We start from the raw sequence: 20,079 nt of genomic DNA on the forward strand, positions 1-20,079 counted from the left end.
CCGGGAAGAGATCCATGACCAACCTGTCCGCACCGATCGAAATCATCCGCCCCGAAGTCATCGAGTTTGGATCCGGCACCATTGCCGCAGTGGCGCGGTTTGCAGGCGGGAAGGGCGTGCGGCGTCCGCTCGTCGTCGCCGATGCCTTTAATGCCGCGCGCGTCGACCTGCTCGCGTTGCCGGGCGAGGTGACCGTGTTCGGCGAGGTGAAGCCGGAGCCGGACGTTCCCAATCTGGAGAAGGCGCTCAGCGCCGCTCGCGCAGCGCGACCGGATCTCGTGATTGGCTTCGGCGGCGGCAGCGCGATGGATCTCGCCAAGCTCGTCGCGGTGCTCTGCACCGGCGAGCAGAAGCTCGCCGATGTCGTTGGTCCGGACAAGGTCGCGGGCCGCAGCGTGGCGCTGGTTCAAGTGCCGACGACTTCGGGCACCGGCAGCGAGGGCGGCATCCGCGCGCTGGTCACGGATCCCGCAACCCGCAACAAGCTCGCGGTGCAGAGCCGCTTCATGCTGGCCGACCTTGCCGTCGTCGATCCCGATCTCACCATGACCGTTCCGCCGCAGGTCACCGCTGCGACCGGCGTCGATGCGCTCGCGCATTGCACTGAAGCCTTCACGAGCCGCAAGGCGCATCCGACCATCGATCTCTACGCGCTCGAAGGCATCCGCCTCGTCGGCCGCTATCTCGGCCGTGCAGTCAAGGACGGCGCAGACCGCGAGGCGAGGGCCGCGCTGTCATTGGCGTCGCTCTATGGCGGCTTCTGCCTGGGGCCGGTGAACACCACGGCCGGCCATGCGGTCGCTTATCCGCTCGGCACCCGCCATCACGTCGCGCATGGCCTCGCCTGCGCGGTGATCTTCCCGCATACGCTGGCGTTCAACATGCCGGCGGTGGAAGCGAAGACGGAAGCCGTGCTGGAGGCGCTCGGTGCGCCGGCGACCAGGAATCCTGCGGCTGCGTTCGAGGCGGCCTACAGGTTCGGTGCGGATCTCGGCATCGAGATGAAATTGTCCGCGCTCGGCGTGCCCGCAGATGACCTGGGCGCCATGGCCGACGAAGCTCACGCCATCCGCCGCCTTCTCGACAACAATCCGCGCGATCTTGGCCGCGATGCAATCCTCAAGATGTACCAGACGGCATTCTGACCGCTCCGTCGAACGACGAGATGGTTGCGCGAAACTTTGCTGCCTCGCACAACACTAAGTCGAACGTCTAGCCAGCAGGCGCCTTGACAGTCGAAACGCTCCGCGCGCACATTCTTACACTAAGTAAGAATAACGACAGGGACGGAAATGTCGGAGCAGCCGAGAAGTCGGCGGCAGACGCGTGCGGCCATTCTTGGGCACCTGCTCAAGTCGGGCGGCATGTTTCGGCCACCTCTGGCGAGGGCGGTGCGCCTGTCCGAGGCGAGCCTGTCCCGTATCCTGATTGACCTGAAGGCGGAAGGCCTGATCGAAGAAGTGAGGCGACCTGCGCCTTACATCGGCGGCCCGACCGGCCTGGTTTCCCTCGACAGGTCGGTGGCACTGGCGGCTTTCGAACTGACCACTCAGCGGCTGAGCGTCGGAGTCGGCACGCTTTCGGGCGAGCTGGGCTATGTCGAGCGGCTGCCGTTGCCGAGGACGCTGACGGTCGACACCGTCGGCAGGGTCTTTCGCGACGCGCTGGATTTGCTCCGTAACTGGACGCGACGGCGAGGGGTCGATCTCGCACAGATCGGCGTTTCGGTTCCCGGCCTCGGCCGGCTGAACGAGCTGCACAATCCGATCATTCCCTGTGACATCGCACTCGTTCGCCACATGTTCAGCGAGACGTTCGCGGACGCAACTATCGAGTTCGCGAACTCGGTCGTGGCGCATGCGATGTTTCATCGCTGCCGCACCGAAGATTATCCGTTTGCAGACGCTCATCTGTTCGTGTTCGTCGGCCAGGGGGTCGCGGGCGCTTGGGTCGATGATGCGATCGAAGCCACGGCCTCGATGCCGGTCGAGCTCGGCCACATGGTATTCGGCGAAGGCGGTCCGCAATGCCGATGCGGCCATCATGGCTGTGTCGAGGCCTATACCTCGCTTCCGGCGCTGGCGGACCTTCTAGGTATCAACGAGTGCGACTTGCTGCAGCTCGGCGATGCCTGGGCGAATGCGATCCCGTCTCCTGCGCGCGTGCGCCAGGAGTTGCGGCGACGGCTGTTTCGGCTCGGCCTTGCGATCGGAAATACGCTGAACGTGAAGCCCAGTCCCGGTGTCGTCATCAGTGGCTGGCCGTCCCTTCTCGACGAGACTGACCGCAAGGCTGTGGTCGAGGGAATCGATGCCAGCCTGCTCGGCGGACGCAAGCTTGCGGAGGTATCGATCGCTTTCGTGCCGCCATCGAACGGCAACGATCCGAATGCGGCGCTCGCCTTTGCCGCCTGTTGTCTGGCCTGCCGCGGCGGTATGCCGGTCTCGACGACGGAGGCTGCCTGAAATGTCTTGAACCGCGACTTGCTCGCGCAAAAAAAGTTCACACCCGGGAGGAACTCGCTATGCCGATCACAACAACAAGGCGTCGTCTGCTCGCTGGATCCGCGGCCGCACTCGCGCTGCCGGCGTTCGCTCGCGCGCAAAATGCGGTCAAGCCGCGACTGACCGTCATCTCGCAATGGTCCGCAGGCAGCGATGGCGCGGCCATCACGGCGCTCGGCAAAAAATTCGAGGAGAAGGGCGGGGTTTGGCAGCACTCGCCCGTCCCCGGATTCACCACGGACATGATGAACAAGCTGCGCGCTCAGATCATCGCCGGCGACCCACCGGCCTGCTCGCAGCTCAAGGGCCCCGAGATTGCCGCCTGGTCGAAGATTGCTCCGACCGTCGATCTCGACGCCGTGGTCGCGGCTGCCGGCTACGAGAAGGTCGTCGCGCCGGATCTTGCAAAGCTGCACAAGCCGGCCGGCAAGTGGATTGCACTCCCGTTGCAGATCTACAGCACAAATATGCTGTTTCTCTCCAAGCGCGGAATGGACAAGGCCAAGGCGGACAAGGTCCCCGTCACCTGGGCTGACTTCAACGACCTTGCCGAGAAAATGAAGTCGGCCGGAATGGCCTACCCCATCGCCAATGGCGGCACCCGCGCCGACGATGGGCAGAAATTCGAGGCGTCCCTGGCCGGCATCAGTCCGACGGCATACCGCGCCGCCTGCATGAATCTCGACAAGAAGGCGCTGGAGGGCCCCGAGATGAAGGCAGCGTTCGCACAAACGCGCAAGATCTCCGACTGGTGTGACCCCAATGTCGGCGCCCAACCCTATGCCAACAATTTGAAGCGCTTCGTCGACGGCGACATGGGCATGTTGATCATGGGCGGCTGGGCGCAGGGCGTGTTGAAAAACGCCGGCTTCAAGTTTGACGACTACGTCATCACGCCCGGCCCCAGTGACAACAACAAGCCGGTCTTCCTGCTAAATGCCGATGCCTTCATCTTCTGGCAGCGCAAGGAGGCCGATCTTCAGGCCGGCCAGATGTTGATGGCGCAGCTCGTCATGGATCCGGCGATCCAGACCATGTACTCGCAGATCACGGGATCGATCCCCGTGCGTACCGATGTCGATCTGTCCGGTGAGGGCTGGTCGGACGGTCAACGACGGACCGCTGCTGCTCTGAAAGACGCCGTCGCGAGCAACCAGGCCGTCCTGAGCCTCGCGCACAACATGGCGCAGGAAAACGGCCTGACAGCCGCGATGATCGACGTGATCACAGAGTATGTGAAGAACAGGACGATCACGCCGGAGCAGGCAGTCACCCGCCTCGCCGACGCCGTCGAGGGCTCACGTTGACCGACGCCGTCTCGACAGCAACGCGACCGGGCCGGCCGGCGAGCTCCGAAATGGTGCGCCGGCTGCCCGAATATCTGATGATCTGGGTGCCGCTGCTGTTGTCCGCTGCGCATCTCATTTCGTTTTCGATCTGGACGATCTGGATTTCGTTCACGCCATCCACGCTTGTTCCGGTCGCGGGCTGGGTGGGCTTGCGCAACTACACGGCTGTCCTGGCGTCGCGGAACTGGCAGATCGCCTTCGACAATCTGCTGCTGTTTGGCAGCGCTTTCGTGCTGCTGAGTTTAGTGACCGGGCTCATCCTTGCGATCCTCCTTGATCAGCGGATTCGCGGCGAGAACGTGCTGCGATCGATCTTCCTGTATCCCCTTGCATTGTCGTTCGTCGTCACCGGCACTGTCTGGAGTTGGCTGCTCAATCCCGGCATCGGAATCGAGAAGCTCGTCCATGACCTCGGTTGGACCTCCTTCCACTTCGACTGGGTGGTGAACCGCGACATGGCGATCTGGACGATCGTGATCGCGGCGATCTGGCAATCGTCGGGCTTCGCCATGGCGCTCTTCCTTGCCGGCCTTCGGTCTGTCGATGCAGACATCATCAAGGCCGCCCAGATCGACGGCGCCGGGCCGATCCGAACCTACCTGCGCGTCATTTTGCCGACGCTGTGGCCGATCACCATCACCGTCATCGTCGTCCAGTTGCAGTTCGCGATTTCGGCCTTCGACCTCGTTCGCGCGCTTACCAACGGCGGGCCCGGGATCGCGACCCAGCTGCCGGCCCTTGTCGTCTACGATCTCATGTTCCAGCGCAGTCAGCTCGGCCGGGGTGCCGCGGCGGCGGTGCTCATGTTGCTGATTCTTCTCGCGGTGCTGCTGCCGTATGCGGCGTGGCGTTATTACCAGCGCCGGCGGGTGACGCATGCGTGACCGAGCCTTCGCGCCGAGCCGAATTTTGATCTATTTCCTCGTTTGCCTGATGGCTGCAGCTTGTCTCGCGCCGCTGGCTGTCGTCGTGCTGAACTCGCTCCGTACCAACGAGGAGATCGCGCAGGCCTCGATGATCGGCTGGCCGAAACAATGGGCCTGGAGCAACTACGCCGCCGCCTGGAGCGGTTTCTGCGTCGCCGAGACCTGCGCCGGCATCCGGCCGTACATGCTGAACTCCGCGCTCGTCACGATTCCTGCGACGATCTTCTCAACCATGCTCGGTGCGGTTGCCGGTTACGCCGTGTCGCTCTGGCGTTTTCGCGGCGATAGCTGGATCTACGGCATCGTGACCCTGGGCCTCTTCCTTCCCCAGCAGATGCGCTTGCTTCCCTGGACCATCGTGCTGCGGGACATCGGCCTCATCAACACGCTGACGGGCCTCGTGCTGATTCATACGATCCAGGGGCTCTCCTTCACCACGCTGTTCTGCCGAAACTACTACATTGCCATCCCACATGAACTAATCAGGGCCGCGCGCATCGATGGCGCCGGGTTCTTTCGCATCTTCTGGCGCATCATTCTGCCGCTCTCGTCTCCCATCCTGATCGTTACCGTGATCTGGCAGTTCACGCACATCTGGAACGAGTTCCTCTATGGCGTGACATTCACGACCGGCCAGCAACAGCCCGTCACGGCAGCTCTCATCGCGCTATCTGCCGCGATCGCGGATATCCCGCAGCACGGCGTGCAGAGCGCTGCCGTGATCATCGCAGCGCTACCCACTTTGTTGATCTACCTCCTCGGCGGCCGCTACTTCGTGCGCGGCCTTACCGCCGGAGCCGTGAAATGATAGGATTGTCATGGCAGCACTAAGCATTCGCGCCTTGTCGAAGCGCTACGCCAATCTGGAGGTGCTGAAAGGCATCGACCTCGACATCGAGAGCGGTGAGTTCACCGTGCTGGTCGGACCATCGGGCTGTGGCAAGTCCACGCTGCTCAATATCGTGGCCGGGCTCGATCGCGCCAGTGCGGGCACGATCGAGATCGGCGGCCGGGTCGTCAACGACATTCCGCCGAAGGACCGCGACATCGCCATGGTGTTCCAGTCCTATGCGCTCTATCCGTCGATGACGGTGCGCCAGAACATCACTTTCGGCATGGAATGCCGTCACGTCGCGCGAGCTGAGCAGGAGAAGGCGCTCGCCAATGTCGCGCGCCTCCTGCAGATCGAGCCGCTGCTCGGCCGCAAGCCGTCGCAACTGTCCGGTGGCCAGCGCCAGCGCGTGGCGATGGGCCGGGCGCTGGTGCGCGATCCCCTGCTATTCCTGTTCGACGAGCCGCTCTCCAATCTCGATGCCAAGCTGCGCGTCGAGATGCGGATGGAGATCAAGCGGCTGCATCAGCGCATCGGCGCCACCATCGTCTACGTCACCCACGACCAGATCGAGGCGATGACGATGGCAACGCGGATCGCCGTCATGCACCAGGGCGAGGTGCAGCAATTCGCGGATCCCGACACCGTCTACCGCTATCCAGCCAATCTGTTCGTGGCGCGCTTCATGGGTTCGCCGCCGATGAACACGATGAATGCTAGGCTCGAAGCCGAAGATGGCGGGCCGGTGGTCGTGATCGGTGCGGGGCGGCCGGACGAGGCGCGCCTGCGGCTGCAAGGATATGACGCCGCTGCCTCCTTCGTCGGCCGAGACATCGTGGTCGGGATCCGGCCGGAATGCATCGCCGAGGGAAGTCGCGGTTTCTCCAATGGCGCCGGCGCGCCTGTCGTCGTCAATGCGCCGGTCGAGATGGTCGAGCCGACCGGCGCGGAAACCATCGTATTGTTGCGGCTCGGTGGCGAGTCTGCATTGGCGCGGATCGCGCCCGACATCCGGCCGGTGCCCGGTGAGCACGCCGCCTTCGCGCTCGACACGCGCCGCATCTGCCTGTTTGACCCCGAGACGGAGCGGCTGATCGCATGACCGAGACGAGTTATCCTGGCCTTGCGGGCCGCGTGGTGTTGATCACCGGAGGCGCCAGCGGCATCGGCGCGGCCTTCGTGCGCGCTTTCGCGGCGCAAAGGGCCCGTGTCGCGTTCCTCGACGTCGACACCGATGCCGGCGAAGCGCTGGTGCGAGAGATGGCAGGCGCAGGCGGCTCAGCTCCGCTGTTCGTGCCATGCGACTTGCTGGATATCGAGGCGTTGCGCGAGGCGATGGCGAAGATCCGCGGCCTGCTCGGCGATGCCGCGGTACTGGTCAACAATGCGGCCAACGACCAACGACAGGTGCTGTCCGAGGTCACCCCGGCCGAATTCGACTGGATGATCGGCGTCAATCTCAAGCACGTCTTCTTCGCCGCGCAGGCCGTCGTGCCGCAGATGCAGGCCCGGGGCGGTGGTTCGATCATCAACATGTCGTCGATCGCATGGATGCGCGGCGCGCCGGCTCTGCCGGTTTACGCCGCAGCCAAGGCCGCGATCGTCGGCTTCACAAGTTCGCTCGCCCGGCTCGTCGGCCCCGACCGAATTCGCGTCAACGCGATTGCGCCCGGCATGGTGATCACGGAGCGTCAGCGGCGGCTCTGGTATCCGAACGAGCAGGCAATCGCCGAACTTCGGACGCGGCAGGCCATTCCTGACGCAGTGACACCCGAGGATATCGCGCGGATGGCGCTGTTTCTGGCGTCGGACGACAGCCAGCGCATTACGCGCCAGTGTTTTCAGGTCGATGGCGGCCTCGGCTAGGCCGCTCAGCGCAGGAATTGCCGGAAGCGGCGAAGTGACACGAAGAACAGGATCCCGCCGATCGCCAGCAAGGCCGCGAATTGCGGCCAGACGACCGTCAGTCCCGCGCCACGGAACAGGACAGCCTGCGCGAGGATGACGAAATGGGTATTCGGTGCGGCGAGCATGATATCCTGGATGATCTGGGGCATGCTCTCGCGCGGCGTCGTCGCGCCCGACAGCATCTGAAGCGGCATCAGCACCAGCATCAGGAGCAGACCGAATTGCGGCATGGTGCCGGCGGATGTGGCCAGAAAAATGCCCATGCTGGTGGTGGCGAAGAGGTAGAGCGCCGTACCGAACAGGAACAGCGGGACCGAGCCGCCGATCCGGACCGCGAGCAATCCCTGCACGATGAAGATGAGCGCGACGCTGGCGGCGATGAGAACGACGAGCCCCATCGACCAGATCTTGCTTGCCATCACCTCGAACGGCGTCACCGGCATCACCAGGAGATGCTCTATGGTGCCATGCTCGCGCTCGCGGATCAGCGCCGCACCGGTCAGGATGATCGAGAGCATCGTGACCGAGGAGATGACGTTGTTGATCGCGCCGAACCAGCCTTTGTTGAGCTCTGGATTGAAGCGCGCGCGCAACGCAAGATCGATTGGCAGCGGCGCGGCCGAACGGTATCGGGACAGGAACTCGCTGACCTCGTCGCTGACGATGGATTGGATGTAACCGCTTCCCGCAAAAGCCTGCGACATGCGCGTTGCATCCACGTTGAGCTGGATGGCGGGCGATCGCTGCGCCAGCAGGTCACGCTGGAAGTTGGGCGGGATGTTGAGAGCGAAGGTGTCGAGGCCGGCGTCCATGCGGGACATCATGTCCGAGAGCGGGATCAGCCGCGGAACCGTGAAATAGGGCGGACTGAACGCGGTGATAATGCGGGTAGCAGCCGGCGACCTGTCTCCGTCGACAATGGCCAGCGCCGCCTGGTTCAGCGTCTCCGGCTGCGCCCTGGACGAGGTATAGATCGAGACCGTGAAGGCATAGACGATCAGCCCCAGCATCATCGGATCGCGCAACAGACCGCGCAGTTCCTTGACGCCGAGCTGGACGATATTGCCTGCGCGCATGGCTAGTTCGCCTGTTTCTTCAGAAGCAGCACGCCGAGTCCGAACAGCACGGGGATGGTGATGGCGAGCGCCAGGAACGGTCCCGAAAGATCGCCGAAGTCGAGCCCCTTGGAGAAGGTGCCGCGCGTGATGGTGACGAAATGGGCCGTCGGGTAGATCCGTCCGATGATCGCGCCCGCACCCTGGAGCGATGACACCGGATCGACCAGACCCGAATATTGCGTGGCCGGAATCATGGTGAGCAGCGCGGTCGCGAAGATCGCCGCAATCTGGCTCGTCATGAACGAGGAGATCACGAGCCCCATCGCCGTCGTGATGACGACGTAGAGGAGGGCGGCTGCGGTGAAGGCCAGGAAGCTGCCCCTGAAGGGAACGCCGAACGCGAACACGGCGAAGGCGGTCAGCAGGAAGAAGTTCAACATGGCAAGCGCGACGTACGGCAGCTGCTTGCCGAGCAGAAACTCGATCCGGGTCACCGGCGTGACGTAAAAGTTGATGATCGATCCGAGCTCCTTCTCCCGCACGACGCTCAGTGTCGCCAGGATCGCCGGGATGATCAGGAGCAGGATCGGAATCACGGCCGGCGCCATCGCGACGATGCTCCTGATATCGGGATTGTAGAGGAAGCGGACCTCGAGCTGAAAGTCGCCGGTTGTTGCGGCATTGCCCAGGAGCTGCCGGGTCCGCTGCGCCAGCCAGGTCGCGTGCATCGCCTGTACATAACTGCGCACCGTCTCCGCCCGCGAAGGCATCGCGCCGTCAACCCAGGCGCCGATCTGGACGTCGCTGCCGCGCGCGACGTCGCGTCCGAACCCGGGCGGAATTTCGATGGCAAGGCTCAACTCGCCGTTGCGCATGCGGCGGTCGAGGTCGTCATAATCGGTGATCGGCGCGAGCTCGGTGAAATAGCGGGACCCTGCGATCTGCAGGACGTAGTCGCGGCTGATGGTGGTGTCGTCGCGGTCTATGACGGCGAAGGAAAGATTCTCGACGTCCATGTTGATGCCGTAGCCCATCACGAACATCAGGATGAGGCTGCCGAGAACGGCAAGCGTGGCGCGGATCGGATCACGCCTGAGCTCGAGCGCCTCCCGTTGCGTGTAGGCAAACATACGTCGGGGATCGAAGAAGCTCAAGGCGCCGTGCATGGCACCGTGCGTCTTGGCTGCGGCAGGTTCGGGGGAGACATGCGGCGTGGCGCGTGCCTCACGCGCGTCTGTTGCGGCGATCGCTTCCTTCAGGTAGGCGACGAAGGCTTCCTCCAGGTTGCCGCCGCCGCGACGCTCTGCGATCCGCGCCGGCGTGTCGCTGATCATCACCTTGCCGGCATGCATCAGCGAGATGCGGTCGCAGCGCTCCGCCTCATTCATGAAATGGGTGGACACGAAGATCGTGACATTGTCGCGCCGCGACAGGTCGGACAGGATCTGCCAGAAGCCATCGCGCGCGACCGGATCGACGCCGGATGTCGGCTCGTCCAGGATCAGGATGTCGGGCGTGTGGATCATGGCGACCGCGAGTGACAGACGCTGGCGCACACCGAGCGGCAGCGCATCGGGCAATGCGTCGATGACGTCGGTGAGGTCGAAGTCTTCGACCATCCGGCGGACGCGATCTTCGATGGTGTCAGGCGCGAGGCGGAACAGGCGGGCGTGCAGCTCCAGGTTCTGGCGGATCGTCAGCTCGGAATAGAGCGAAAAGGCCTGCGACATGTAGCCGACGCGCCGCCGGACATCCATGTCGTTGGGATCGACTTCGTGCCCGAACAGCCTGGCTTCGCCTTCGCTGGCGGGCAGCAGCCCCGTCAGCACCTTCATCGTCGTGGTCTTGCCGCAGCCGTTCGAGCCGAGGAACCCAAAGATCTCGCCGCGAGCGATGCGGAAGCTCACATGATCGACGGCCGTGAAATCGCCGAACCGGACAGTCAGTTGTTCGGCCTCGATCGCGATGTCGTCGTCATGGTCGCTCGCGCGCGGCGGGATCACCACCTCCTTGTAACCCCGTCGTTGCTCTTCGGGGAGCAGGGCGATGAAGGCGGCATCGAGATTGTCGGCGCCGGTCTGTTGCAGCAGCTCCGCCGGGGTGCCGGTCGCCAGCAGCCGCCCGTCATTCATCGCAACGAGCCAGTCGAAGCGCGCGGCTTCTTCCATATAGGCGGTTGCGACGACGACGCTCATGCCGGGGCGATCCTTTCGGATGGTCTCGATCAGTTCCCAGAACTGCCGGCGCGAGAGCGGGTCGACGCCCGTGGTGGGCTCGTCGAGGATCAGGAGGTCGGGATCGTGGATCAGCGCGCAGTAGAGACCGAGCTTCTGCTTCATGCCGCCGGACAGCTTGCCGGCGGGCCGGTCTGCGAAGGGAGCAAGGCCGGTGTCTCGCAGGAGCTGCCGAATGCGTTCCTCGCGCTCGCGCCGGTCGTGCCCGAACAGACGGCCGAAGAAGTCGACATTCTCGAAGACGGAGAGGGTGGGGTAGAGGTTCTTGCCAAGGCCTTGCGGCATATAGGCGATCTGCGGGCAGGTCCGTCGCCGATGCGCAGCGTCGGCCATGTCGCCGCCGAGCACGTGGACGCGGCCTGCCTGGATCGCGCGAGCCCCGGCGATGAGCGAAAGCAGACTGGACTTGCCGACACCGTCAGGTCCGATCAATCCAACCATGCGGCCTGCGGGAATGTCGAGCGTGATGTCGTCCAGTGCGCGAGTCTTGTCGTAGGACAGCCCGACCGCCTCCAGGTGCATGACCGGCGCTGAAGAAGCCGACTGATCGCCGTTCGACGCGGCGCTCATTTGACCAGATGTTCCGTCAATTGCGCCGGCCACTCGGCGTTCTGGTCGAGCCGGACGAAGGCGCGGCCGGGCAAGCCTGTCTTGACCTGCTCGATATTTCTCCGCAGCAGGTCCGGCGAGATATGCGCACGGACGCGGAACATCAGCTTCTGGCGCTCCTCCTCGGTCTCGACGGTCTTCGGCGTGAACTGGGCAACGCTGGCGACGAAGGTCGCCTTGGCGGGAATCACCCATTGCGGCGCGGCGTCGAGGACGAGGCGGACCTCCGAGCCGATCGCGACGCGGCCGGCCTGTGCCGTTGGGAGAAAGAAGGTCATGTAGACGTCGCCGAGGTCGACGAGATTGAGCACGCGTCCGCCGGCGGAGAGCACTTCGCCGGGCTGGGCGACGCGGAATTGCACGCGTCCATCGCGCGGCGCGCGCAGCGTCGAGTCGTTGAGGTCGGCCTTGATGCTCTCGATGGCGGCCTTTGCCGCCTCGACGGCAGCCTCGGCATCGACGACTTGGGCTTCCGCGGCGCTGATCGCGGCCTCCGAGCCGGCGAGCTGGGCCTCCGACGCAGCGACGGCTGCGCGTGCGCCGTTGGCGGCTGCCCTGTCATCGTCGAGCACCTGCTGGGATACGGCGTTGGTCCTGATCAATGTTTCGGAGCGTTGCAGCTTTCGATCGGCCGCATCGAACTCGGCGCTGCGCTGGCTAATCACGGCGGTCGCCGTCTTCTTCTCGGCCTCGCGCTGGGTCACGAGACTCTTGGCCGTGTCGATCCCGATCGTGGCGCGGCGCAGTTGCGCCTGGGCCTGGCGATACTGCGCCTCAAGTTGGGCGGTATCCATTTGTGCCAGCTTCTGTCCGGCCGAAACCAGATCACCCTCCCTCACCAGGATGTCCCTGATGCGTCCCGGGGTCTTGGTCGCAATATCGATTTCGACCGCCTCGATGCGGCCGTTGCCGCTGGCAAATCCACTTGGAAGGCTGTCGCCCTCCAGCTTCTGCCAGGCAAGGTAGCCGCCCACGCCCAGAACCACGACAAGGAGGGCGATCAGCCAGCGTTTTCGATTGCGCGTCATGGTCGAGCGGGGTCAGCGGTTCACCGGGGGGCCGTGCTCACTCCCGCGGCGTGCGGTTGCTGCGTGCAGGCTCGTCGTAGCCTTTGCGGCGGCTGTAGAACATCAGCGCGATCAGGCCGCAGCCGGACACCAGGATCATGATCGCGGCGCCGGCCAGAATGATGTTGCCGTAGAGCGGCATGGGCGTTGCCTGCCATACCGACACGCAGTACCAGGCGGCTACAATGAGAAGGATGGCCAGCACGGCGGCAAGGAGCCATTGGTTCTTGGTGTGCACGGTGTCCTCCATCGCTTGGTTACGGGCCTGCGAGAGGCGGGCTCCAAAGCGCGATGAGATGAGGATGAATCGTCATCGCGCTTCAGCTTATTGTCTGAGCATGATCTCCCCGCAAACGCGTTCCGCCTTTGTCGCGAGGGAAAACCGCTTCTCACGTTTCCGGATCATGCTCTAGCGCCACCGCCATCCGCACTGACGACGGCCGCGATGCCACCAGCAGACCCAGCGGCGCCTGCGCCGCGGCGGCGGTGGCGGCGGCCGTCCCCAACCGGGCGAGCCCCAGCCGGGTCCACCTCCCCAACCGGGCCCGCCTCCCCAGCCGGGTCCGGGGCCCCACTGCGCTTGCGTCACGAGATCGGATGGCGTCCCGGCCTGCCCGAGATCGGGAGCGATCGGCATGGCTTCCGCAGTTTCGATCAAGCGAACGCCGATGGCGCCGATCGCTGCCACGGCAACGGCATTCTGGGCAAAGCCAAGGAAAGCACGGCGGGTGGGAGCGTTCATCATCTTCTCCTCTCTTGTCACGCAGTTCGCCGCACGGATTGCAGCGCGTAGAGCAGCCACGCCAAGCCGTGCGAAATGAGGTCGACGCCCAGCAGGAAACCGAGGGCCCAGGCACTGATGTCGGGGAATCCGAGCAGGATCACGAGACCTGCGAGCGTTGCAAAGGCGCCGGAGATGAGCATCATCCATCCATTCTGATGCCAATGCGCGAAACTCAGCACGCAGCGAATGGCGCCTGAGGCGAACAGTATCGCGCCGAGGAAATAGGTCAGGATAAGAGCGCCTGACACAGGCTGGCTGAGCAGCAGGAAACCGAGCACCAGATAGAGCGCGCCAAGCAGCACCTGCCACAGGAAGCCGCCCCATCCCCTGGTCCAGAAGGCGTGCATGATCTCGAACGCGCCGGCCGCGATCGCGATCACGCCGATCAGCTTGATGCTGATGAGGGTCGCGAGCACGACGTCACCGAGAGCAAAGAGACCGGTGGCGATCAGCACGATGCCAAGGAGCGCGCAGACCCAGAACGGGGGCGGAACGAGACCCTCGATCTCGGTTCGGCTGTCATAGGCTGTCATGCCATGCTCCTCATCGGCAATGGCTCGATCGACACGCCCGGATGCTAGCTTGGAACCCGCAACGCCGACATCCGACGAAACCCTGAGCAGTGGTGCGGGAATATTCTCATTTGCACCGCGGGGCTGCGATCGCGCGCGAGAGGTGCCGGCGCATCGCTATCGCCGTCCTCTCGGCCCCAACGTCAGATTGGTGACGCCGGCTGCGAAATTAAGTCCGATCGATCGCTCGATGGAGAGCGGCTGCAGCATGACGCTGCGCCGTGAGCCGCCGATCAGGACGTTGGCGCCGAGGCCGGGCCCCAGTGCGAGATTGCCGCTCGCGCCCACATAGTTGCCGCGCAGGGTGCCGGGGCCGACGCGCGAGTTCTTGGCGAGCACAGCCCAGGAGAGTGTGCCTGCGCTGGTCACGCCTATATCAAGGCCCACGCGCCGGATCCGACCCTCATAGATGTACTGCCGGGCCGGGTTTCGCGCATAGAACACGCAGCGCAGCGTCTGCGCCGATCCGAGCACCAGCCCGACGCGCGGATTGCTGAAGCACAGGAGCCGTCCGACCCTGAAGGTTTCCGCGCGCGCGGGAAGGGTGAGCGTGCATAGCAGCACCGATACGCCGATCACTGCAACGATCCGTGTCATTCGCATGTCAGGTCTCCATGTGCGTCTTGGTATCGGCGGGCGCAGTCCTCGGCCGCCGATCCTGGCGAAGCCAGAAGGTAAGGCCGAGGCCGATGAGGAGCACGGCGCCCAGCAGGAAGAAGAAGAAGGACTGCTTGAGCCAGGATATCGCCGGAACGGCCAAGCCCATCGCCACGCCGAGGAAGGCAATTTGCAGCGACAGAAGACTGACGCCCGCCAGGAATGTTCCGAGCGCGAGCAACGTCAGCAAAACAAGGCCGGTTGCCGGTGTCGGAAGCAATTGCTGCACGCCCGACACCAGGATGATGTTCATCGTAAGCAGGACGGCGATCCAGTGCAGCGCCTGTGTCCAGATCAACCGCAACCTGGCTTCCTTGCCCTCGACATCCGGCCATTTGGTGATGACACAGACGACGCCGATGGCGAGTGCCAGGAACTCCCAGTAACCGACCAGGGGCTGGTGCGAGACATTGGTGTAGGCCACGCCCGCGACGGCCAGCACCAATGCCACGACATAGGGAAGCTGCTGCCACAGGAAATGGGCCATGCCCGAATAGGCTTCGTCGCTCCCGGCCTGCTGTGTATCCATCTCGCGCTCAGTGTCGTTCATGGGTCACCCACGCGTGATTTGCCGTTGCCCAGCGCCAGTCTGGGGCCATCGCCGAGATAGTCCTCGACATAGAATCTGACGATCGCGACCCGGCCGATGGCGACCAGCGGCATCGCCAGCGCGATTCCCATGACTCCGAACAGCGCGCCCAACAGGACGATCGCGACCAGGGTCCATGCCGGCGGGATCTCGACGGCCTGGCGCTGGATCAGCGGGCCGATCACGTAGCCTTCGACCGACTGGATGATGGTGTAGACGACGACGGCCCAGATCAGAAGCGAGCCGCCGAGAGGCATCGCGACGAGCGCAATCGGAATGGCGGCAACGATAGGCCCGAGATACGGGATGAAGTTCGACAACCCGGCCTGGAGCCCAAGCACGAAGGGACCGGGCAGGCCGATGAGGTAGAGCGCGATCCAGACGCACAGCGTCATCAGGATGATGCGGATGAGCTGTCCGACGAACCAGAGCCGCATGACGCTGCCCATCTCGTCCATCACCTCGCGCGTTCGTGCCCGATAGGACGGTTTCACCAGCATCACCAGGCTTTCGCGATGGCTGGTTGGATCGAATGCAAAGAGGATTCCGAGGAACAGGATCACGAGCGTGGCAGTCAGCACGCTCGAGGCGCCGCCCAGCACGAACTGGGCGTGGCTGAGGAGCCGGCCCTGATCGGAGAACAGCCATTGCGCGAAATCCCGGCCCCATTCCGGGCCGAGCAGATCGACGCCGTACGACAACAGATGCTCCTGGAGGATGTCGAGCTGGGCGTCCATCACCTTGAGCAATATGCGCGTCTGCTCCGGCAGCTTGCGCGCACCCCAAACGAGACCAAGTCCCGACAGGGCGGTGAGGAACAGAAGCACGAGCGTCAATCGCCAGACCCGCTTGAGCGGGAGGGCGGGCGCGAGCGCCCGCGCGGCGGCGTCCAGGAGGGCCGCAAACAGCACGCCAGCGAAGACGACGAGGAGGCTCGAAACGGATTGCCATGCCAGGAACAGTGCGACGCATGCAGCAAGGAGGGTGAGCCCCGTCGTGAGCAGGCTGCGCCGGCCGTCGCCGCCGGTGGGGTCGGCTTCGTCGCGCCGCACCACCTCGCGCAGCCTGTCCTGTCCGATCCGGGTGTCGCTCATCGATCGACCAATTTGCAGGCGTTCGAACCTTCGTTGCTAGGTGCGAACCCGGCGACTGCCATAGTGCGGATGCGTGCCGCCGCGATGGCGCCAATAGCGGTGTTTCGTCGGGTTGGTGTTGGTATTGGGTGTGGCGGTGGGCGCCGCTGCACCGGTATCCTTCGGCGCGGCTGCGCCCTTGGTGTCGGATTGCGACAAAGACGGGGTCGAAGGTGCAATCGCTGCCGCCAGTCCAAGGATCAGACCGGCGCAAAGGGCTCGGATGTTCATGTTCGCCTCCATTGACGATTCAAACGAGCGAGTTCAGATCGAGATAGCTCCGACGGTCAGCGCATAGATGCCGGCGCATGCCGCGACCACCAGCGCTGCGAATGTGATGGCTTCGAATGGCCTGAAGGTCGTTTCCTTGCGCTCGCGTTTTGCGAGAAAGAAGAGCACCGTTCCCGGTGCGTACAGGATCGACGACAGCAGCAGAAACTTGGGACCGCCCGCATAGATCATGCCGGCGGCATAAAGTGTCGCGACGGCCGAGCGGACCCAGTCGACGGTGCGGGCGCGCTCGCCTGCATCATAGGTCTCGCCGAGAGAGGCGAGCTTCAGTCCATATGCGGCAACGAAGAAATATGGGATCAGCGTCATCGCGCTGGTCATCTTGAGCGCAAGCGTGAAGGCATATTCCGCAAACCAGGTGACCAGCAGGAATGCCTGGATGACGCAGTTGGTGAGCCAGAGTGCGCCCGCTGGGACCTGGTGCGCGTTCACGCTGCCGAGGAAGGAGGGCATGGTGCGGTTCAGCGCCGCCGAATGCAGCACTTCGGCCGCCAGCAGCGACCATGACAGGTAGTTTCCGAGGATCGAGATCAGGAGTCCGACGCTGATGAAGATGCTGCCCCAGCGGCCGACCATCGCCTCCATCACGCCGGCCATCGACGGCGTCGGAAGCGCTGCCAGCGTCTCGCGCGGCAGCACGCCGTAGGAGAGCAGCGTCACGAGGACGAGCAGGCTCAGCACGATGAGGAAGCCCGTGACGGTCGCAACCCCGATGTCGGAGCGGTCCCTGGCATAGCGTGAGTATACGCTTGCGCCCTCGATCCCGACGAAGACGAAGACGGTGAGCAGCATCGTGCCGCGGACCTGCGTGAAGACGTCCGCGAGAGCTGGCTCGTCCGTTCCCCAGAAGCTTTGTGACAGCCGTTCGGCGTCTACCGCGAAGAGTGCCACGATGATAAACGCCAGGATCGGGACGATCTTGGCGTAGGTTGCAATCGTGTTGAGGGTGGTCGCGCCCTTGATGCCGCGCAGCACCAGCACATGCACGCCCCACAGCAGCACCGATGCCGTCGCGATTGCTGTCGGCGTCGTGCCGTCGCCGAACACGGGAAAGAACTGCCCGAGCGTGGCCTTGATCAGGATGAGACAGGTGACATCGGCAAGACAGCAGCCGATCCAATAGCCGGCGGCGCAGGCAAAGCCGATGTAATCGCCGAATCCGGCCCTGGCGTAAGCGTAGATGCCGGCGTCGAGCTCCGGCTTGCGGCGTGCGAGCGCCTGGAACACCAGCGCCAGCATCAGCATGCCCGTACCGGCGATGATCCAGGCGATGATCGCTCCGAGTACGCCCGTGGCGCGGCCAAAGGATGCGGGCAACGCGAAGATGCCCGACCCTACCATCGACCCGACCACGAGCGCGGTGAGCGCGCTGCGCGAAAGCGTCTGAGCGGCCTCGTGCGACGAAGGAGCCATGACGGGGAATGGCCTCCCGATTGGAATGACCGGGCACGACGGTCCGCGTGAATCGCGGGATGTCGGCCGGTCCTCAGACCTGCGACCTTAGAGGCGGCTTTCCCGCCCGCACATCAGGGATTCTCTGTAGAGGGCGATGGCCGTAAATCGGCATCGCCGGCTTCTTCGCGAAGTGCTGCTGTCAGGCTTCGATGACCTGCGTGGCCGAGGGGCGGTCGGAACTCGATGGCCAACCGGGGGGCGCCGCCTGCGCCACAAAGACGAAGCTCGACGTAAAGAACTCGCCTGTCCTGGCGAGTTCGGTTGCAAGCCGTCTCGCGTGCTCCAGTGCAGCATCCTGGTCGGCGTGCTCGCATCCGATCCGGTCGGGGAAGAGGCCATATCTGTCGACGATATGAAAGAAGTAACGCATGCGGCATGCATTAGGCTGGCGCGTGGACGGCTTCCAGTGACAAACCCGTAAGGCGCCTCCGCCAAAGGAATGACGAGCGGCCTGGAGGATTGCGCTACCGCAAGATCGAGGCGGCCTGTCCGGACTAGGGGAATCCTATCCGGGATCCTCGGGTGTTCAGCCGATATCAGGGGCCTGCGCACCGGAATAGCATGATCTCGTGTCCCCGACGCGCGAGAGGAGGAAAGCGATGTCGAATTATGATCAGAACCTGGCGGCCCAAGGCCAGGCAGGCGGCAGCGCGATTGCGTTTGACGTCGGACTGCGCGACTACATGTTGCGGATCTACAATCACATGGCTGCCGGTGTCGGCGTGACCGCGGTTGCGGCGTGGCTGACCTATCAGCTGGTCGATCCCGCCTGGCTGCAAAGCCCGGTGATGTGGGTCTTCATCCTGGCGCCGCTCGCGCTGGTGTTCTTCCTGGGATCGCGCATCAATACGCTATCGGTGTCGACGGCGAGGACGCTGTTTTTCGTCTATGCTGCCCTCGTCGGCATATCGCTCTCGATCCTGCTCCATATCTACACCAGCGCTTCGATCACACGCGTGTTCTTCATCACCGCGGCGACCTTCGGTGCTCTCAGCCTGTTCGGATATACGACGAGGCGCGACCTGTCCGGGGTCGGCACCTTCCTGTTCATGGGCCTGATCGGCATCATCATCGCAAGCCTGGTCAACCTCTTCCTGAGGTCGACCGGGCTCGACTGGCTGATCTCGATCGTCGGCGTCGGCGTCTTTGCAGGCCTCACCGCCTATGACACGCAACGCATCAAGGCGATGTACGACAGCACGGACGATGAGACGTCGGCAGGCCGCAAGTCCGTGATATCGGCGCTGTCGCTCTATCTCAACTTCATCAACCTGTTCATGATGCTGCTTCGCCTTCTCGGCAATCGCCGCTGAGGGGGAGGCGGCATCAAGCCGCCGGCCGCTCCGCTGCGCTGGCGAGTGCGTCGCGCAGCATCTTTTCCTTGCTCTCGTCCAGCGAGGTCTTCAGCACGACGCCGCCGGCGTCCTTGATCTCCTTTAGCACCTTGTCCGCCGTCATCTGTTTGATCAGGATGAAGAGGGCCGCATTACCGGGGTTGAGATTGGCGGACAGCGACTTCATGAAGGCGTCGTCGATGCCGAAGTCGGATAGCGCGCCGCCTAACGCGCCGGACGCCGCCCCGACCGCAACGCCGAGGATCGGGTTCAGGAACAGCACGCCGATCAACAGCCCCCAGAAGCTTCCCGTCATCGCCCCGACGGCCGTCGTGTTGACGAGCTGGTTGAGCTTGATACCGCCGGAATCGGTCTTTACGGCGATCACGGCGTCGCTGATGGTGATGAGGTACTCCTTCTGCAGTTTGAGCAGCCGCTGACGCACTTCCTCGGCTTTTGCCTCGGTCGGGTACACGATCGCGACGAGATCGGACATCGAAACCTCCTTGAGCTTTGTCGGCTGGGCGGGATGCTGCTGATGGTGCACTCCGGCGCGAAGGTAGTCCGCGCGTGCTATGCACGGCATCGGAGAAAACCCTGGGCCCCAAGGATGAATATTCCGATGCGCGAGGGGGCGCGTGCGAGGGGACCGGTGAGGTGCCCGGCGAGGAGGGAAATCCTGATCCATGACTAGGTAATCACCCGATATTCCCTGCGAGTTCAAAGGCGCATCGTCGGAAGTGCCGACTAGAGCCGATTGGCAAGAACGCTGCGGAC

Annotated in this window: 21 protein-coding genes; 8 read left to right on the plus strand and 13 right to left on the minus strand. The window is 64.0% G+C overall.

The features are described 5' to 3' along the window. Positions 1 to 14 precede the first annotated feature (14 nt). From ACV1FX_RS06145 to ACV1FX_RS06175, 7 genes are all read left to right on the plus strand, one after another. Positions 15 to 1,145, plus strand: coding sequence for an iron-containing alcohol dehydrogenase (locus ACV1FX_RS06145; protein WP_473116662.1), 1,131 nt, complete (start codon positions 15 to 17; stop codon positions 1,143 to 1,145). 147 nt (positions 1,146 to 1,292) lie between these two features. Next, positions 1,293 to 2,465 (plus strand): ROK family transcriptional regulator, encoded by a 1,173-nt coding sequence (locus ACV1FX_RS06150; protein ID WP_473116663.1) that lies wholly within the window; start codon positions 1,293 to 1,295, stop codon positions 2,463 to 2,465. 59 nt (positions 2,466 to 2,524) lie between these two features. Beyond that, positions 2,525 to 3,811 carry an ABC transporter substrate-binding protein gene (locus tag ACV1FX_RS06155; RefSeq protein WP_473116664.1) on the plus strand — a complete coding sequence of 429 codons (1,287 nt, stop codon included), beginning with the start codon at positions 2,525 to 2,527 and terminating at the stop codon, positions 3,809 to 3,811. Next, complete coding sequence (locus ACV1FX_RS06160; RefSeq protein ID WP_473116665.1) at positions 3,808 to 4,737, plus strand: carbohydrate ABC transporter permease; 930 nt, start codon at positions 3,808 to 3,810, stop codon at positions 4,735 to 4,737. Before ACV1FX_RS06155 ends, ACV1FX_RS06160 begins: the two co-directional genes overlap by 4 nt. Then, entirely contained in the window at positions 4,730 to 5,587 is an 858-nt protein-coding gene (locus ACV1FX_RS06165; RefSeq protein ID WP_473116666.1) for a carbohydrate ABC transporter permease, read from the plus strand. Before ACV1FX_RS06160 ends, ACV1FX_RS06165 begins: the two co-directional genes overlap by 8 nt. A 10-nt stretch (positions 5,588 to 5,597) precedes the next feature. Then, positions 5,598 to 6,713, plus strand: coding sequence for an ABC transporter ATP-binding protein (locus ACV1FX_RS06170; RefSeq protein WP_473116667.1), 1,116 nt, complete (start codon positions 5,598 to 5,600; stop codon positions 6,711 to 6,713). Continuing rightward, positions 6,710 to 7,477, plus strand: a complete 768-nt coding sequence (locus tag ACV1FX_RS06175) for an SDR family NAD(P)-dependent oxidoreductase (RefSeq protein WP_473116668.1) — start codon at positions 6,710 to 6,712, stop codon at positions 7,475 to 7,477. The genes ACV1FX_RS06170 and ACV1FX_RS06175 overlap by 4 nt, the downstream gene beginning before the upstream one ends. 5 nt (positions 7,478 to 7,482) lie before the next feature. Here ACV1FX_RS06175 and ACV1FX_RS06180 read toward each other — a convergent pair whose 3' ends face one another. From ACV1FX_RS06180 to ACV1FX_RS06235, 12 genes are all read right to left on the minus strand, one after another. Continuing rightward, positions 7,483 to 8,595: an ABC transporter permease gene (locus ACV1FX_RS06180; RefSeq protein ID WP_473116669.1), complete on the minus strand. Its 1,113-nt coding sequence runs from the start codon at positions 8,593 to 8,595 to the stop codon at positions 7,483 to 7,485. Between the two features lie 2 nt (positions 8,596 to 8,597). Beyond that, complete coding sequence (rbbA, locus tag ACV1FX_RS06185) at positions 8,598 to 11,381, minus strand: ribosome-associated ATPase/putative transporter RbbA (protein ID WP_473116670.1); 2,784 nt, start codon at positions 11,379 to 11,381, stop codon at positions 8,598 to 8,600. Next, positions 11,378 to 12,448 carry an HlyD family secretion protein gene (locus ACV1FX_RS06190; RefSeq protein ID WP_473116671.1) on the minus strand — a complete coding sequence of 357 codons (1,071 nt, stop codon included), beginning with the start codon at positions 12,446 to 12,448 and terminating at the stop codon, positions 11,378 to 11,380. Before ACV1FX_RS06190 ends, rbbA begins: the two co-directional genes overlap by 4 nt. Positions 12,449 to 12,485: 37 nt before the next feature. After that, a complete protein-coding gene (locus ACV1FX_RS06195) occupies positions 12,486 to 12,725 on the minus strand; it encodes a hypothetical protein (protein WP_473116672.1) in 240 nt (79 codons plus the stop codon). Between the two features lie 171 nt (positions 12,726 to 12,896). After that, positions 12,897 to 13,229 carry a twin-arginine translocation signal domain-containing protein gene (locus ACV1FX_RS06200; RefSeq protein ID WP_473116673.1) on the minus strand — a complete coding sequence of 111 codons (333 nt, stop codon included), beginning with the start codon at positions 13,227 to 13,229 and terminating at the stop codon, positions 12,897 to 12,899. Positions 13,230 to 13,246: 17 nt separating this feature from the next. Beyond that, positions 13,247 to 13,804 carry an HdeD family acid-resistance protein gene (locus ACV1FX_RS06205; protein WP_473116674.1) on the minus strand — a complete coding sequence of 186 codons (558 nt, stop codon included), beginning with the start codon at positions 13,802 to 13,804 and terminating at the stop codon, positions 13,247 to 13,249. A 156-nt stretch (positions 13,805 to 13,960) separates the two neighbouring features. After that, positions 13,961 to 14,446, minus strand: a complete 486-nt coding sequence (locus ACV1FX_RS06210) for a DUF992 domain-containing protein (RefSeq protein WP_473116675.1) — start codon at positions 14,444 to 14,446, stop codon at positions 13,961 to 13,963. A gap of 1 nt (position 14,447) precedes the next feature. Next, positions 14,448 to 15,050 (minus strand): hypothetical protein, encoded by a 603-nt coding sequence (locus ACV1FX_RS06215; RefSeq protein ID WP_473116676.1) that lies wholly within the window; start codon positions 15,048 to 15,050, stop codon positions 14,448 to 14,450. Continuing rightward, complete coding sequence (locus ACV1FX_RS06220; RefSeq protein WP_473116677.1) at positions 15,047 to 16,183, minus strand: AI-2E family transporter; 1,137 nt, start codon at positions 16,181 to 16,183, stop codon at positions 15,047 to 15,049. The genes ACV1FX_RS06215 and ACV1FX_RS06220 overlap by 4 nt, the downstream gene beginning before the upstream one ends. Before the next feature lie 36 nt (positions 16,184 to 16,219). Next, complete coding sequence (locus tag ACV1FX_RS06225) at positions 16,220 to 16,453, minus strand: hypothetical protein (protein ID WP_473116678.1); 234 nt, start codon at positions 16,451 to 16,453, stop codon at positions 16,220 to 16,222. A gap of 33 nt (positions 16,454 to 16,486) precedes the next feature. Then, on the minus strand, positions 16,487 to 17,926 hold the full coding sequence (locus ACV1FX_RS06230; protein ID WP_473116679.1) for a basic amino acid/polyamine antiporter: 1,440 nt from the start codon (positions 17,924 to 17,926) through the stop codon (positions 16,487 to 16,489). Between the two features lie 181 nt (positions 17,927 to 18,107). Further along, a complete protein-coding gene (locus ACV1FX_RS06235; RefSeq protein WP_473116680.1) occupies positions 18,108 to 18,338 on the minus strand; it encodes a DUF6894 family protein in 231 nt (76 codons plus the stop codon). A 229-nt stretch (positions 18,339 to 18,567) separates the two neighbouring features. Between ACV1FX_RS06235 and ACV1FX_RS06240 the strand changes: the two genes are divergently transcribed. Further along, positions 18,568 to 19,281 (plus strand): Bax inhibitor-1/YccA family protein, encoded by a 714-nt coding sequence (locus ACV1FX_RS06240; RefSeq protein WP_473116681.1) that lies wholly within the window; start codon positions 18,568 to 18,570, stop codon positions 19,279 to 19,281. Positions 19,282 to 19,294: 13 nt separating this feature from the next. On the opposite strand, the gene ACV1FX_RS06245 is transcribed toward ACV1FX_RS06240, so the two are convergent. Continuing rightward, entirely contained in the window at positions 19,295 to 19,798 is a 504-nt protein-coding gene (locus ACV1FX_RS06245) for a DUF1269 domain-containing protein (protein ID WP_473116682.1), read from the minus strand. Between the last annotated feature and the right edge of the window lie 281 nt (positions 19,799 to 20,079).

The sequence above is a fragment of the Bradyrhizobium ingae genome, assembly GCF_055791185.1.

Coding starts and splice junctions, on each gene's coding strand:
- ACV1FX_RS06240 (WP_473116681.1), top strand. CDS start 18,568: ATGTCGAATTATGATCAGAACCTGGCGGCCCAAGGCCAGGCAGGCGGC.
- ACV1FX_RS06170 (WP_473116667.1), top strand. CDS start 5,598: ATGGCAGCACTAAGCATTCGCGCCTTGTCGAAGCGCTACGCCAATCTG.
- ACV1FX_RS06225 (WP_473116678.1), bottom strand. CDS start 16,453: ATGAACATCCGAGCCCTTTGCGCCGGTCTGATCCTTGGACTGGCGGCA.
- rbbA (WP_473116670.1), bottom strand. CDS start 11,381: ATGAGCGCCGCGTCGAACGGCGATCAGTCGGCTTCTTCAGCGCCGGTC.
- ACV1FX_RS06180 (WP_473116669.1), bottom strand. CDS start 8,595: ATGCGCGCAGGCAATATCGTCCAGCTCGGCGTCAAGGAACTGCGCGGT.
- ACV1FX_RS06235 (WP_473116680.1), bottom strand. CDS start 18,338: ATGCGTTACTTCTTTCATATCGTCGACAGATATGGCCTCTTCCCCGAC.
- ACV1FX_RS06150 (WP_473116663.1), top strand. CDS start 1,293: ATGTCGGAGCAGCCGAGAAGTCGGCGGCAGACGCGTGCGGCCATTCTT.
- ACV1FX_RS06175 (WP_473116668.1), top strand. CDS start 6,710: ATGACCGAGACGAGTTATCCTGGCCTTGCGGGCCGCGTGGTGTTGATC.
- ACV1FX_RS06210 (WP_473116675.1), bottom strand. CDS start 14,446: ATGCGAATGACACGGATCGTTGCAGTGATCGGCGTATCGGTGCTGCTA.
- ACV1FX_RS06155 (WP_473116664.1), top strand. CDS start 2,525: ATGCCGATCACAACAACAAGGCGTCGTCTGCTCGCTGGATCCGCGGCC.
- ACV1FX_RS06200 (WP_473116673.1), bottom strand. CDS start 13,229: ATGAACGCTCCCACCCGCCGTGCTTTCCTTGGCTTTGCCCAGAATGCC.
- ACV1FX_RS06245 (WP_473116682.1), bottom strand. CDS start 19,798: ATGTCCGATCTCGTCGCGATCGTGTACCCGACCGAGGCAAAAGCCGAG.
- ACV1FX_RS06165 (WP_473116666.1), top strand. CDS start 4,730: ATGCGTGACCGAGCCTTCGCGCCGAGCCGAATTTTGATCTATTTCCTC.
- ACV1FX_RS06215 (WP_473116676.1), bottom strand. CDS start 15,050: ATGAACGACACTGAGCGCGAGATGGATACACAGCAGGCCGGGAGCGAC.
- ACV1FX_RS06205 (WP_473116674.1), bottom strand. CDS start 13,804: ATGACAGCCTATGACAGCCGAACCGAGATCGAGGGTCTCGTTCCGCCC.
- ACV1FX_RS06220 (WP_473116677.1), bottom strand. CDS start 16,183: ATGAGCGACACCCGGATCGGACAGGACAGGCTGCGCGAGGTGGTGCGG.
- ACV1FX_RS06230 (WP_473116679.1), bottom strand. CDS start 17,926: ATGGCTCCTTCGTCGCACGAGGCCGCTCAGACGCTTTCGCGCAGCGCG.
- ACV1FX_RS06145 (WP_473116662.1), top strand. CDS start 15: ATGACCAACCTGTCCGCACCGATCGAAATCATCCGCCCCGAAGTCATC.
- ACV1FX_RS06190 (WP_473116671.1), bottom strand. CDS start 12,448: ATGACGCGCAATCGAAAACGCTGGCTGATCGCCCTCCTTGTCGTGGTT.